Source organism: Paracoccus sp. (in: a-proteobacteria) (assembly GCF_035556475.1).
In the GTDB taxonomy this organism is placed as follows: domain Bacteria; phylum Pseudomonadota; class Alphaproteobacteria; order Rhodobacterales; family Rhodobacteraceae; genus Paracoccus.
This window is the reverse complement of sequence record NZ_DATMFA010000022.1, coordinates 21,715-35,006: the sequence shown is the minus strand read 5'-3', so window position 1 is coordinate 35,006 and position 13,292 is coordinate 21,715. Positions and strand designations below refer to the sequence as shown.

The following is a 13,292-nucleotide window of genomic DNA, read 5'->3' as shown; positions in this document are numbered from 1 at the left end:
GCGAAACGCGGATCATCCATGCTGACCATGAAGGGGAAATACGGCATCAAGGCGCTTATCGAGCTGGCGCGCCTTGATCCGGGCGAAGTGCGGCAGTCGACTGCCATCGCCAACGCGAACGGCATTCCCAAGAAGTTTCTGGACACCATCCTTGCCGATTTGCGTCAGGCTGGTCTGATCCAGACGCGCAAGGGCCGCTCGGGCGGGTATTCCCTTGCCCGGCCGGCCGACACGATCAGCGTGGCCCAGATCCTGCGCGTGATCGACGGGCCGATCGCGCCGATTTCCTGCGTCAGCAAGACCGCCTATCGCAAATGCCACGATTGCCCGACGCAAAGCGCCTGCGAGATCCGTTTGCTGATGCTGGAAGTGCGCGATGCGATGCTGGCCATTCTGGAGCATCGCACCCTGCAGGATCTTTGCAGCTCGGTCCCGCTGAGCGGTCCGCTTACGGGCGAGGATCAGGCGGCCAGCGCCTGATCCCATGCGCGGCGGTCCACCCAATCCGCAATGCTGAAATCGGCGGCAAGGAAACCCTCGGCCAGCAGGAAATCCTTGTAGCTTTCCACCGCGGCCAGGGCCTCGGGCTCCAGCGACAGACCGAAGCTCTGGGCAAAGCGCGGGCCGTGGGCCACATGGATCTGCTCTTCGCTGGCGCCTGTTTCACGGGCGGCAAAGCGGGCGGTGTCGTCGGGATGGGCGGCGGCCCATTCGCCCGCCTGCCGGATGGTCCCGATCAGGGTCGCCGCCAGATCGGGCCGTTCGTCCAGCAGCGCCGCATCGACGGTCAGGAGGCGCGGCGTCCCCGAATTTATGCGGATCGCGGGATCGTCATGGAAGCCGAAGGACACCGCCTCCTGCGCCGCGATAAGGTTCGCGGCGGCAATCCCCGAGGCACCCTTGACGAAGATCGCATCGACCTCGCCCCGGAACAGCGCCGCGATTTCCGGGCCATAGGGGATGCGGCGGGCAAGGCCGAAGCGGTCGGCCTCGTGGCTATCCAGCACGCTCTCCGAGAAGGCGATGTCGACCAGCTCGACCTCGCTGCGCGCCAGACCGGCGATGGTCAGGGCGGAATCGAAGGCCTTGAGCGCACTGGCCCGCCAGAAATCGACGACGAAAACATCACCCTCGGGTTGTTTCGGGACGCCCAGCCTGCGCCCTTCCAGATCCGAGGCGCTGCGGATGCCGCTTTCCGGCAGCGCGATGATCGCTTGATACTCGTCGGTCCAGGTGACGCCGATCAGCCGGGTATTCCGCCCCTCGGACCGGGCGCGGATCGGGGGCACGTTACCGCCAAGGCGGAACGACCATTTCAGGGTGTGGTTGAAATGGCTTTGCCGGATATTGCGGTCCTTGCTGTCGATGATCGAGGCAAGCTCGACCCCCTTGGCCGCAAAGGCGCGATCCAGCAGGCCAAGCTGCACAGCCAGCCCTACCGGAGTCGGAACCGGGCAGCGTGTATACCAAAGCGTATCCATGTTCACCTCATGCGACGAAATGCAGATCGGCGGCATTGCCGAAAAGGCCGGTGCCGTCGGGCGTGTGCCCGGCCAGCCTGCGGCTGAAAACCGTGTGTTCGGGGCTGGTCACGGTATAGATCGACGGCACGTCCTCATGCAGGATCTCCTGCACGCGCCGCCATTCCTGACGCCGGGCCTCATGGTCGTTCTGCACGGCCGAGGATTCCAGCAGCCGATCGACCTCGGCGTTCTGGTAATGGGCGCCATTGCTGAACGGGATGCCGGGCTTGAAGTTCTTCGACCAATAAAGCCGCTGCACACCCACTTGCGGGTCGAACAGGTTCGACATGCCGTTATACAGGAAATCCCAGTCGCGGTCGGTATAGACGCGCTTGGTATAGGTCGCGAAATCCTGCGCGCGGATCTGCGCATCAACCCCGACCTGTTGCAGCGCCTGCCGGATATATTCTGCGCCGCGTCGCGTGCCCTCGTTGCCTGGAACGTAGTCGAGGGCGACGCTGAAGCGCGTGCCGTCCGCGCCGCGCGGATGGCCCGCCTCATCCAGCAGCGCCTCGGCCTTCTCGGGGCTGATCTCGTGCAGGGGCAGGTCGGCGAAGTGATAATCCTTCAGCGCCGGGTGGATCGGGCCGTTCAGCACCGCGCCATAGCCGTAATTCGTGAGGTTCAGCAGAACCTGCGGGTCGATCACATGGGCGAATGCCTTGCGCACCCGGCGGTCCTGAAAGATCGGGCGGTCGAGGTTGAACTCGACCCGGCGGACGCCGTTCGCATATTGATAGCCGTTCCATTCCAGCCCCAGCTCCGGGTTCTGCTCGATCCGCGCCAGATCGGCCAGAGGGATGGGCTCGCCCGGCGCGACATGCACCTCGCCGGATTCGATCGCGGCGGTGCGTGCGGCGGCGTCGGGCAAGAAGCGGATGACCAGTTGGTCGATGGCGGGCTTCGGCGCGTCCCAGTAATCCGGGTTGCGATCATAGACGATATGGCTGCCGCGCACCCATTCGCGGAAAAGGTAGGGTCCGGTGCCGATGGGCGCGTTCTGCGCGGGATTTTCCAGCGGCTTGCCCTCGGCATAGACATGGGCAGCGACGATGGGCGTTTCCGATGCGGCAAGGGCGCGGATCAGATAGGGCGCGGGGGCGCGCAGGATCAGGCTGACGTGATGGTCGTCCTGCACCTCGATCCGGTCGAGATTGGCAAAGGTATTGCGGCCGCGCGGGTGAACCTCGCGGATCGTATTGATCGAGAAGGCCACATCCTTGGCGGTGAAGGGCTGGCCGTCATGCCATTTGACCCCCTGCCGCAGGGTGAAGTCATAGCGCAGGCCGTCATCGCTGATCTTCCATTCCGTCGCCAGCTGCGGCTTGGGCGTCAGGTCGAAATCATAGGTCAGCAGCCCTTCGTTCGTCTTGGCCGAGACGAGGACCGTATAATAGGCGGTATGGCCAAGGGCCGAGATCACCGGCGGCTCCGAGCTGATCGCGATGACCGCAGTGCCGCCGGATTTGCCCTGCTGTGCAAGGATTTTACCCACGGGGAAAACCATTCCGGCAGCCAGCGCGGCAGAGCCGAGCAATATGCCACGGCGAGAGATATTTTCACTGTATTCCATATGATTACCGTCGCTTGTCAGGTTGCGATGCGGGCTTCTGGCGCGCCATCTGATAGCCACATTTATTGACAATATACACAAAGTTAGTCAACAAATAGGCGCGCCAGAATGGACGCTCGGGCCGCCTTGGAACAAGAACGCCGGAATTCTTCCATCTCGCCCGCCGCCGGGAAAAGAAAACGGTCGCGGACCACCACTCTCGCAGCAGATTCGCTATCCCGCGACCGCTGCAAGGACGCACGCAGCAAGGCCCCCTCGGGGCCAGGACAGGAGACCATCATGGTCGAATATCGCTATCTGGGACGCAGCGCCCTGAAAGTTTCCCCCATCACGCTCGGCACGATGATGTTCGGCGGCCCGACCCCGGACGATGTGGCCTTCCGCATCATCGACAAGGCCCGCGAACAGGGCATCAACTTCATCGACACCGCTGACGTCTATCACGATGGCGCCTCTGAAACGACCGTGGGCAAGGGCATTGCCAAGCATCGCGACCATTGGGTCGTGGCGACCAAGTTCACCAACTCCAAGACCGTTGGGCCGAACCTTGGCGGGCAGTCGCGCAAATGGATCATCCAGAACGTCGAGGGCCAGCTGAAGCGCCTGAACACCGACTATATCGACCTGCTGTATTTCCACCGCGCCATTTTCGACGCCCCGCTGGAGGAGCCGCTGCGCGCCATCGGCGACCTGATCCAGCAGGGTAAGCTGCGCTATTTCGGCGTCTCGAACTTCCGTGCCTGGCGCATCGCCGAGGTGGCGCATCTTGCCGACAAGCTGGGCATCGACCGCCCCATCGCCAGCCAGCCGCTCTACAACATCGTCACCCGCGCGGCGGAACGCGAGGAACTGCCGGCCGCGAGTTACTTCGGTCTGGGTGCGGTCACCTATTCCCCCCTCGCACGTGGCGTCCTGACCGGGAAATACGTCCCCGGCGAGGCTCCGGCAGCGGACACCCGTGCCGGTCGCGGTGACAAGCGCCTCCTTGAAACCGAATGGCGGCCTGAATCGGTCCAGATCGCCCATCAGGTCGCCGAACATGCCCGCGCGCGGGGCCTGACGCCCACGCAATTCGCGCTGGCCTGGGTGCTGGAGAACCGCCTCGTCACCTCGACCATCGCGGGGCCGCGCACCGAGGAGCATTGGGATGGCTATGTCGAGGCGCTTGGCACCAAGCTGACCGCCGAGGACGAGGCGCTGGTCGACGGGCTGGTCACGCCCGGCCATGCCTCGACCCATGGCTTCAACGATCCGAGCCACCCGATCGAGGGTCGCGTCAGCCGCGGCTCGGGGCAGGAACCGGCATTCCTGCGCGCGCGCGGCTAAGACGGAAACGGCCCGCCAGACCGGCGGGCCGTCTTTTCAGAACACCTTGCCTTCCAGCAGGTGGGTCGTGGTGCCATTCAGCAGATAATCCCCGATGACCCGCGCCTTGTGGTTCAGCGGGTTGTGGTTCAGGACCGTGCGGATATTGCGCCAATGCCGGTCCAGGTTGAACCGCTGCGAGGTCGCCGAGCCGCCGCCCAGCTCAAAGATCCGGCCCGCCGCCTCAAGCGCCAGCTGACCCGAGACAAGCTGCGCCCTTGCGCCGTTGATCGAGGCCTGCACCAGCAGCCGCTCGACCTGCTCATCCGAGGCGCGGGACAGGATCGCGTCGGCCACCGCCTCCTGCTCGCGCGCGGCCTCACGGATCGCGGCATCGACGCCATAGGAAAGCGCGGCAATATCGCCCAACACCTTCTGCACGAAGAAGTCGTCGCGGGCGAAATCCGCATGGCTATGCGTCGCCGCGCGCCCGTGGTTCAGCACATAGTCCCGCCCGTCATGCAGCGCCGCCGCCACCGCCCCGGCCGCTGAAGCCGCAAGATGCAGCTGCCGCATGGTCGAGGTGTGGCGACCGATGAAGCTGTTGATGTCGCGCTGGCCGATCTCCTCGACCTCAACCCGCACGTCACGCAGGACGATCCCGCCCGAGGCGGTCAGCCGCTGGCCCATGCCGTCCCAGTCATCCAGAATCTCGACCCCCTCGCGGTCGGTCGGGATCATGGCAAAGACCAGCTCGCCCTGCTCATCCGTCGCGCTGATCGAGGCGAAATCGGCAAATGCCGTGCCGGTCGCGTAATGCTTGCGGCCATTCAGGCGGTAGTGATCGCCCTGCCGGGTCAGGGTGGTGCCGATATCGCCGGGATGGCGGGTCAGGTTCTCGGTATGCGCCCCGCCAAAGATCGCGCCGGACAGCAATCGCTGAAAGGCCAGATCGTCGGGCTGGTCGACCGAGCGCAGCACGATGGCCTGCGCAAAGTTGAAATGGCTGCGCAGCGCATGGGCCACGTTGCTGTCGCCCTCGCCAAGCTGACGGATCACCTCGATATAATCGGCAAGCTTGCCGCCCGGACCGCCGCGCTCCCTCGGCACCAGAAGCGTTCCTATCCCCGCCTGCCGGAGCCAGTCGAACGCCTCGAAGGGCAGGATACGCTCGCGGTCCCTTTGCGCCGCACCGGCCCTGATGCGATCCACCAGCGCTGGCAGCGAGGCGAGGATCTGGTCCAGCCGGGGCGCCTTCGCCTCGACATGCAGGTTTGCGCGGACGGGGTTTTGCATCGGTCATCCCATAAGATAAATCTACTTGTGCAATATACATTAATCGCGCCCTCAGCGATCGGACAGCAGCTTCTATGGATCGGGTAGGGAAGCCGGAAAATAAGGCAATTCATTCTGTTCATGGGCGCATATGGGGAAGCCGGATGCTGTCACGGCGCGATCTGTGAAATAGACCTGCCCAGCAAATGCCTATAGTTTTCCTGCATATTTTTACGAGACGACGATGCCTGATTTCCACAGCCTTGATGCGGCAGACGCAGCGCAGGTGCTTCTTTCCGGCGACAGGGTCGTGGCGCCGCTGGATCATGGCATCGACCCCACGCGCCCCCGCAAGGAGCCTTTGCGTCGTCTGCTTGAGGCCCTGCCCTGGGCCACGATCATCGCCACGAACCATTGGGTTCCGACGCTGCTGAACCTGACCACGCGGCATCTGGAGCTTTGCGTCAACGCCGCGGTGCTGATCTGTCCCGGTGACAGCAGCCGCCTGCCCCTGATGCCGCTGCCCTATCCCACCGTCATCCTGACCGACGCGCCCGAGGCGGTCCGAAGACATGCACGGGCGTGGAGCAGTCTGGTCATGCGCCGCAATCCCTCGCTGGCCGAGGCGCAGAACCTCCGTCTGGCGCTGAACATGCTCCGCCCGGCCTGACGAAATCATCACAAGGACAGCAGAATGTCGAACCGCCCGCGCGAGTTGCATCTGAATATCGGCCTGAACACCACCGGCTATCTGGAAAGCGCATGGCCGCATGGCTCGGCCCGGATGCGCGACGTCAACGACCCGGAGTTTTACCTCGGGATCGCGCGGCTGGCGCATCGCGGGCGCTTCGACGCGCTGTTTCTTTCGGATCATCCGGCCTTGCGCACAGGCCCTGGCACCCGCCCCTTTCACACGATCGAGCCGCTGATCCTGCTGACGCATCTGGCGGCGCAGGTTCCCGATATCGGGCTGGTCGCGACCATGTCCACGACCTACAACACGCCCTATAACCTTGCCCGCAGCAGCCAGAGCGTTGATGTGCTGAGCGGGGGGCGGCTGATCGTGAATATGGTCAGCTCCTTCAACCCCGACGTCGCCGCGAATTTCGGCAGTGATCCTCTGCCGCCCCGCAAGCAGCGCTATGAGCGCGCGCAGGAATTCCTCGATCTGGTGAAACAGCTCTGGCAAAGCTGGAAGCCGGGAAAGGATGCCGGCGCGTCCGATAACTTCTGGTCCGGCTGGCAGGCTGAGCCGGTGAATTTCGCGGGAAATCACTTCGTCGCCAAGGGGCCGCTGAATGTCCCGGTCAGCCCACAGACCCATCCGGTCATCGCGCAGGCCGGCGGCTCGGACAGCGGGATCGACTTCGCGGCGCGGCATGGAGAGATCATCTATGCCAATATCCTGTCCCGGCAGGCCGGCCTCGCCTTCCGCAAGCGCCTGCTCGACAAGGCTGCGGAATACGGGCGCGATCCGGCGGGTATCCTGCTGGTGCCCGGCGTCGTGCCCTTCGTCGCCGAGACCCGCGAGGCCGCTTTGCGCCTGCATGAGCGCCTGAGCGGCGTCCGCAACGAAGATGAGCTGGTCGCGGCCTTCCTGCGCCAGTTCGGGCTGGATCCCGCCAAGGTCGACTTCGATCGCGTCCTCAGCGCCGATGACGTGATGCCCGACCCCGAGCAGGGCGGCGCGCTCGGATTCCTGCTGGGGATGGTCGAATTGCTGCGGCACGAAGACCTGACCCCCCGGCAGGCGGCCCGGCGCTCGGCCGGGCATCATCGCATCGTCCTTGGCACCCCTTCTGAGGTTGCGGACCAGTTGATCGACCTCTGGGCGGATGGAACGGTGGACGGCTACACGGTGCAGCCACCCCGCAGCCCCGAGGACACCGCCATCTTCGTCGATCAGGTCGTGCCGATCCTCCAGTCGCGTGGAGTCTATCGCCGGCACTACAAGCCGGGCGAAACCATCCGCGAGCGGTATGGCCTCCCACATGGGGCGTCACCCGCCCGGCAATCCGAAAAGGCATCCCCCGCCCCGGATACCCGCGCCGTCAGGGACGAGGCGGCCCCAGTCGTCTGAACTGCGCCAAAGGCAGAAGGCTCGGGCCGGTCGTTGACGCCGTTCAAGCGATGCGCGGCGAAGCCTTGGTGTCCGCACCCGGCCAAGGTGTTCAAGGCCCGATATTCTTGGCGCGGCTACCGCCGCGCCAATCTGAAGCGCATCTGGGCGAACGCCTCCGTCGCGCCCGATGCCCGGCTTTTAGACCCGATATTGCGCCGCGAGTTCGCCGGCCGCCCGCATGAACAGCCCAACATCCGAACCGATCGCGATGAACTGTGCGCCATCCTCGCGGGCTTCCGCAACATGTTGGGGGGCGCCCAGCAGGATGCCCGGCGCGATGCCGGCCGCGCGGATCCGGCGAGTGGTCTCGCGCAGGATGCGGCGCATTTCGGGATGGGTCGCCTGACCGCGATAGCCCATGTCGGCCGACAGATCCGCCGGACCGATGAAGATGCCATCAATCCGCGGCACCGCCAGTATCTCGTCCAGATTTTCCAGCGCCTGCCGGCTTTCGACCTGCAGCAGAATACAGATCTCGTCATTGGCATTGGAAAGATAGCCTGAACGGCGGCCAAAGTCGGAGGCCCGGGCCAGCGCTGCACCCACCCCCCGGCAGCCTTCCGGTGGATAAAGGCAGGCGGCGACAGCCTGCCGGGCCTGCTCGGCCGTGTTGATCATCGGAACCAGAACCGTTTGAAAGCCGATATCAAGCGCCTGTTTCAGCATCCAGGGCTCACCCGATACGACCCGAATGATGGGATGCGCCGAGCCGCCCTGGCTTGCGCGCAACTGGTCCCGCAGCATGGCCATGTCATTCGGCGCATGTTCGCCATCAAAGAGCAGCCAGTCAAAACCTGCGCGCGAGCTGATCTCGACCGTTTCCGTCGAGGTCAGCGCCTGCCAGAAGCCGATCCTGACCTCGCCCTGGCGCAACGCATCGCGAAATCCGTTACGGGGGGCAAGCAGTGCGCGATCGGGATTATCAGAGGAACTCACAATTCACCTCTCCGAATGGGCCGTAATCGGCCGAGAACCTTGAGCCCTGCGGGGCTTCGACCGGCCGAATGAACGACCCGGACAGGACGACGTCGCCGGCCCTTAGGCATTGACCATAATCAGCAATACGGCCGGCCAGCCAGATGATCCCTGCGACCGGATCGTCGAGAACCCCGGCCCCAAGGCCTGTCTCTTCGACCACGCCGTCGCGCTTCAGAATGCAGCCCATCCAACGCAGATCCGCTTCATCAACGGCGAAGCGGCCCGAACCCAGGACCAGCCCCCCATTCGCGGCGTTATCCGCGATCGTGTCCATTACCGTGCGGATCGCACCTGTTGCCGCATCCCGGCGCCTGATCCGGGTATCGAGCAGCTCCAGTGCCGGGGTCACGAAATCTGTCGCCCTGAGCACGTCGGCCCGGGTCAGGTTTCGGCCTGCCAGATCCTCTTTGAGAACGAAGGCAATTTCTGCCTCGACCCGCGGCTGGATGAAGCGGCCCGCGGGAATGGATGCGCCATTGGCGAATAGCATGTCGTCATACAGCACGCCCGAATCCGGGGACGTGATCTGCAGCGCCTCCTGCATGGCGCGCGACGTCAGGCCGACCTTCCAGCCAATGCGCCGCAATCCTGCAGCGTCCCGCGCGGCCAGCACCCGATCCTGGACCGCATAGGCATCGTCCAGACCCATTTGCGGGAATTCTTGTGACAACAGCGGAATTTGGACGCCGGACTTTTCGGCGTCGAAAAGCGCAGTTCCAAGACGCTGGTGGTCTTCAGGGGTCATGCCGGCCATGTAATCACTCCGCTGCCAGTTCAAATGAGGTCGCCGGTCTACCCAACTGCTTGCGCAGACGATCGACCGATGATGAAAGTTCGTCGCGGTCACAGATCGCGAAGACATAGCGATCCGGGCGCAGGATGAAAAACCTCTGCTTTGGCGCCTTGAGGAGCATATCGCGGAAGACACCATCCAGATCGTCTATGACCAGCGTATCGGGACTCGCCTGCCAGCCGGCGGTGCCGCGCCGCGAGCGGTTCACCTGAACGAGGCGCCCGATGGAATTCACGAACGCGCGGTCTATGGCCGAGAGTTGTGCCGCCGGATCCTCGTTGATGCCAATGACGGCAAAGCCCTTGCCGATGGCATTGTCGAGCAGCATGGCACGCCCCTCGGCATCGGCAACCTTGGGTTGGTTGATCATGCGACCAACCTTTTCCTTGCCGCCTGCATTGGCGAAATCGACGACACCTCGTTCGTAGAAGGGCATCGGTTTGAATTTCATCTGCAGCACATAATCGCGCAGGGACGGCAAGCGGTGAACGCCCCAGAAGAAGGCCTTGCGGAAATATTCGGTCAGATAGCTGTAGGGTGCATAGAACTTGCCGATGCCCGTCGCGAACTTCACCATCTTTTCGGCATGATGCTTGCGCTCCTGCTCGTAGGTTTGCAGCAGCACCGGCCCGGCCTGACCCTGCGTGACCATAGCGAGCTTCCACGACAGGTTCATCACATCCCGCAGGCCAGAGTTCAGACCCTGGCCGAAAAAAGGTGGCTGCAGATGCGCCGCATCTCCGGCGATGAAGACCCTGCCCTTGCCGAAGGATTCAGCGATCCGCGAATGATGGGTATAGATGCGGGCACGGATGACCTCGGGCTTTTCATCTTCGCCAAGGCGCTTGCGCAGCAACTTGTCGACTTCCTTGGGATCCGACATTTTCTCGTCCGTATCCTCGGGGCGCAACCGGAACTCGAAGCGGCGATGACCGTAGGGCAGATCAATCACGATATACGGGTTCCTGGGGTCGCAATAGATCGCCGAATAGGGCTCGAAGCGGTCGTCGTTCTTCAGATCGACCACCAGCCACCGCCACGGATGAGTATCGCCCAGAAGCTTGATGCCGAGGCCTTTGCGGATGAACGACTTCCCACCGTCACATCCCACCACATAGGGCGCGCGCATGATCTTGCTGCCGTCAGCGGTTCTCACGGTCAGCGTTACACAATCTTCGTTCTGATCGAGTCCGATGACTTCGTGGCCCTGCAGAATCTTGACGTGGTCAAACCGGTCAATTCCGCTGCGGATCACTTTCTCGGATAGCGGCTGGATGAAAAGGTTCCGGCGCGGCCAGCCGAACGGCTTTGCCTTGGGACCGACCTCGGCAAACATCCGGCCGTTGGAGTGGTGATAGCGCAGCAGCGTGTTCTGGATCATGTCGCGCAATAGCGGTTCGGCCAGGTCGACGGTCTGGAAGGCGCGAAGCGCCTCATCATCCATCCCGACGGCGCGCGGATAGTCGATGATCTCCTGCTCGCGCTCCAGCACGATGGTCGAAACACCGTAGCCACCAAGCAGGTTGGCCAGCGTCGTCCCCGCCGGACCTGCCCCGACAATGATCACAGCGGCATCGAATTGGGAGGATGTGGTCATCAAGTTCTCTCTCCGGCTGGGAAGTGCCAAGCATATGCTTGTCTCTATTTCGATAATGCTATTACCGCAATACAGTAATTGTTGTCCAAGACCGACACCCAAGAAGAAAGGCCGCCCCAAGGGGCGGCCCGTCCAGTCACAGCTTGTGACCGCGCGCGTTCAGTTCGTGCGGATGCCGGCTTTCTCGATCAACGGCCCCCAAAGAGCGATCGCTTCATCAACCCGTTGCTGAAGTGCTTCCGGCCGGCCTCCGACCGGCGTATAGCCGTTCTTCTCGAGATACTCGGTCACGCGCTGCGACTTGAGGGCATCGTTCACGCCGGCATTGACCTCGTCCACGATGTCGTCGGGCGTGGCAGCGGGCGCGAAAAGACCCCACCAAGCGATCGAGCGCATTCCCTCGACCCCTGCTTCGGCATAGGTGGGCACATCCGGCATAAGCGGCGAACGATAGTCCAGCGCGAGAACATTCATCGTGCCCTTGGTCACTTCGGCAGCCGCGGCGCCCGCGCCAAAGACGCTGACCTCGACCTCGTCCGATGCAAGGGCCTGAATGACCGGGCCAACGCCCTTGAAATGCACGATCTTCAGCTTCGCGTCGGTCAGCGACATCAGCAGTTCCGCCGCCAGATGCGGAGAGGACGCCGGCCCGAAAGTGCCGAAACTCAAGCTCTTGGTTTTCGTGGCTTCGACCAACTCCGGCAGCGTTTTGATGCCCGTGGAATTGCTGACGACGACCGCCAACGGCCATTCACCCGCGGCGACGATCGGACGCAAATCCTTCGACAGGTCGTAGGGCCGCTTCGACATTGTCACTTCATTCAATGCAATGCCGATGTCATTGAACAGGATCTGGGTGCCGTCGGGTTTCGAACGTGCTACAGCCTGCGTCGCGATGGCTCCGCCAGCGCCCGGCTTGTTCTCCACCACGACGGCAGAGCCCCAGCGGGTCTGCAATTCTTCGGCGATCAGACGGGCAATGGCGTCGGTGGTCCCCCCAGCGGCAAAGGGAACGACCAGAGTGACCGGACGGTCGGGATAGGCATCACCGGCAATCGCCGCACCAGCCATGACCGCAAGACCGAGCCCAGCCGAAAGAACAGTCCGGCGGGTAATACACAAGTTTCGGAACAAGATGTTTCCTCCTCATCTTGCGGCCGTAATACGATAACTATCTTATCATATAAAGATGATTTGTGACGAACTCTGCCGGCAAAGCTACAACGCACTGGAAGTCGGTCGGAATTTCTTCATAATATGAGATGGCATTGGCTGAAATACGACACAGGAAAGATGATGGCGAGCACTCTCAGAGGTGAGGACAAGTTGACGAGCGCGAATTCTACCGCCGATCGCGCTATCGAGATCCTGCTGGCTTTCGACGCCGCGCACCCGGTCTGGACGCCGACGGCGCTGGCGCAGCACCTCAACATGCCCCGCTCGACGATCTACCGATATTTCAACAGCCTGAAGCATTATGGGCTGATCATCGAGGACCGCGAGGGTGGGTTTCAGCTTTCCGCCAAGATCGTCGAGCTTGCGCGCGTGGCTAAGGGCAACTCGACTGTGCTGCGCATTGCCCGCCCCTATCTGGAGCGGCTGTCCGAAAAATTCGGCGAATTCACCTCGCTGCGTGAATTGATCGGCCCCGAACTCGTGCCGTTGGACCGCATCGATTGCCGACATCATGTCCGCATTCCCTATCTGCGCAATACCACCCTGCCCTGGCCGGCCACCGCCGGCGCAAAGGTCATGCTGGCATTCCTGCCGCCGAACGAGGTCAAGGAGATGTTCCGCAACTTCACCCCGCGCGCCTATACGCCAAACACGATCACCGACCCCACCCTTCTGGAACGCGAGTTGGAGCGCGTCCGCAAGCAGGGTTTCGCAATCTCGAACGAAGAGCGCGACGAAGGGGTCAGCGGTGTGGCGGGGCCGATCTTTTCCGGCGGTCGCCTGACCTACTGCATCGCGCTTGGCGGACCGGCTTTCCGTTTTGTCGGAAACAATCTGGCCGAAATGACTGACGAGGTGCTTCAGGCCGTCCAGGCAATCACGCGCGAACTGGCCGAATACGAGACTTGAGCCGGTGCGACCACTTCATCGCAGAACGCCCCGCGGGTCTC

General features: G+C 63.1%; 12 protein-coding genes. 5 read left to right on the top strand and 7 right to left on the bottom strand.

Annotated elements, in window-relative coordinates; all coding sequences use genetic code 11:
- Positions 1 to 18 precede the first annotated feature (18 nt).
- Entirely contained in the window at positions 19 to 480 is a 462-nt protein-coding gene (locus VNQ78_RS02895) for an Rrf2 family transcriptional regulator (protein WP_325686400.1), read from the top strand.
- Here VNQ78_RS02895 and VNQ78_RS02890 read toward each other — a convergent pair.
- Together VNQ78_RS02890 and VNQ78_RS02885 are read right to left on the bottom strand one after the other, a co-directional pair.
- On the bottom strand, positions 462 to 1,481 hold the full coding sequence (locus VNQ78_RS02890) for an ABC transporter substrate-binding protein (protein WP_325686398.1): 1,020 nt from the start codon (positions 1,479 to 1,481) through the stop codon (positions 462 to 464). The genes VNQ78_RS02895 and VNQ78_RS02890 overlap by 19 nt on opposite strands.
- A gap of 7 nt (positions 1,482 to 1,488) precedes the next feature.
- Complete coding sequence (locus VNQ78_RS02885) at positions 1,489 to 3,096, bottom strand: ABC transporter substrate-binding protein (protein ID WP_325686396.1); 1,608 nt, start codon at positions 3,094 to 3,096, stop codon at positions 1,489 to 1,491.
- A 279-nt stretch (positions 3,097 to 3,375) separates the two neighbouring features.
- On the opposite strand from VNQ78_RS02885, the gene VNQ78_RS02880 reads away from it, so the two are divergent.
- Positions 3,376 to 4,422: an aldo/keto reductase gene (locus tag VNQ78_RS02880; protein WP_325686394.1), complete on the top strand. Its 1,047-nt coding sequence runs from the start codon at positions 3,376 to 3,378 to the stop codon at positions 4,420 to 4,422.
- Positions 4,423 to 4,458: 36 nt separating this feature from the next.
- On the opposite strand, the gene VNQ78_RS02875 is transcribed toward VNQ78_RS02880, so the two are convergent.
- Positions 4,459 to 5,697 (bottom strand): acyl-CoA dehydrogenase family protein, encoded by a 1,239-nt coding sequence (locus tag VNQ78_RS02875; protein WP_325686391.1) that lies wholly within the window; start codon positions 5,695 to 5,697, stop codon positions 4,459 to 4,461.
- Positions 5,698 to 5,920: 223 nt separating this feature from the next.
- Here VNQ78_RS02875 and VNQ78_RS02870 point away from each other — a divergent pair, with 223 nt between their 5' ends.
- Both VNQ78_RS02870 and VNQ78_RS02865 read left to right on the top strand, forming a co-directional pair.
- Positions 5,921 to 6,346: a hypothetical protein gene (locus tag VNQ78_RS02870; protein WP_325686389.1), complete on the top strand. Its 426-nt coding sequence runs from the start codon at positions 5,921 to 5,923 to the stop codon at positions 6,344 to 6,346.
- Between the two features lie 24 nt (positions 6,347 to 6,370).
- Entirely contained in the window at positions 6,371 to 7,756 is a 1,386-nt protein-coding gene (locus VNQ78_RS02865; protein ID WP_325686387.1) for an NtaA/DmoA family FMN-dependent monooxygenase, read from the top strand.
- Between the two features lie 180 nt (positions 7,757 to 7,936).
- On the opposite strand, the gene VNQ78_RS02860 is transcribed toward VNQ78_RS02865, so the two are convergent.
- The 4 genes from VNQ78_RS02860 to VNQ78_RS02845 all read right to left on the bottom strand — a co-directional run bounded on the left by VNQ78_RS02860 (position 7,937) and on the right by VNQ78_RS02845 (position 12,300).
- Positions 7,937 to 8,734 carry an HpcH/HpaI aldolase/citrate lyase family protein gene (locus VNQ78_RS02860; protein WP_325686385.1) on the bottom strand — a complete coding sequence of 266 codons (798 nt, stop codon included), beginning with the start codon at positions 8,732 to 8,734 and terminating at the stop codon, positions 7,937 to 7,939.
- Positions 8,721 to 9,521: a 2-oxo-hept-4-ene-1,7-dioate hydratase gene (gene hpaH, locus VNQ78_RS02855; protein WP_325686461.1), complete on the bottom strand. Its 801-nt coding sequence runs from the start codon at positions 9,519 to 9,521 to the stop codon at positions 8,721 to 8,723. Before hpaH ends, VNQ78_RS02860 begins: the two co-directional genes overlap by 14 nt.
- Before the next feature lie 13 nt (positions 9,522 to 9,534).
- Positions 9,535 to 11,166, bottom strand: coding sequence for a bifunctional 3-(3-hydroxy-phenyl)propionate/3-hydroxycinnamic acid hydroxylase (locus VNQ78_RS02850; RefSeq protein WP_325686459.1), 1,632 nt, complete (start codon positions 11,164 to 11,166; stop codon positions 9,535 to 9,537).
- Between the two features lie 159 nt (positions 11,167 to 11,325).
- Positions 11,326 to 12,300 carry a tripartite tricarboxylate transporter substrate binding protein gene (locus VNQ78_RS02845; protein WP_325686383.1) on the bottom strand — a complete coding sequence of 325 codons (975 nt, stop codon included), beginning with the start codon at positions 12,298 to 12,300 and terminating at the stop codon, positions 11,326 to 11,328.
- A 162-nt stretch (positions 12,301 to 12,462) separates the two neighbouring features.
- Between VNQ78_RS02845 and VNQ78_RS02840 the strand changes: the two genes are divergently transcribed.
- Entirely contained in the window at positions 12,463 to 13,251 is a 789-nt protein-coding gene (locus VNQ78_RS02840; RefSeq protein ID WP_325686381.1) for an IclR family transcriptional regulator, read from the top strand.
- Positions 13,252 to 13,292: the final 41 nt, after the last annotated feature.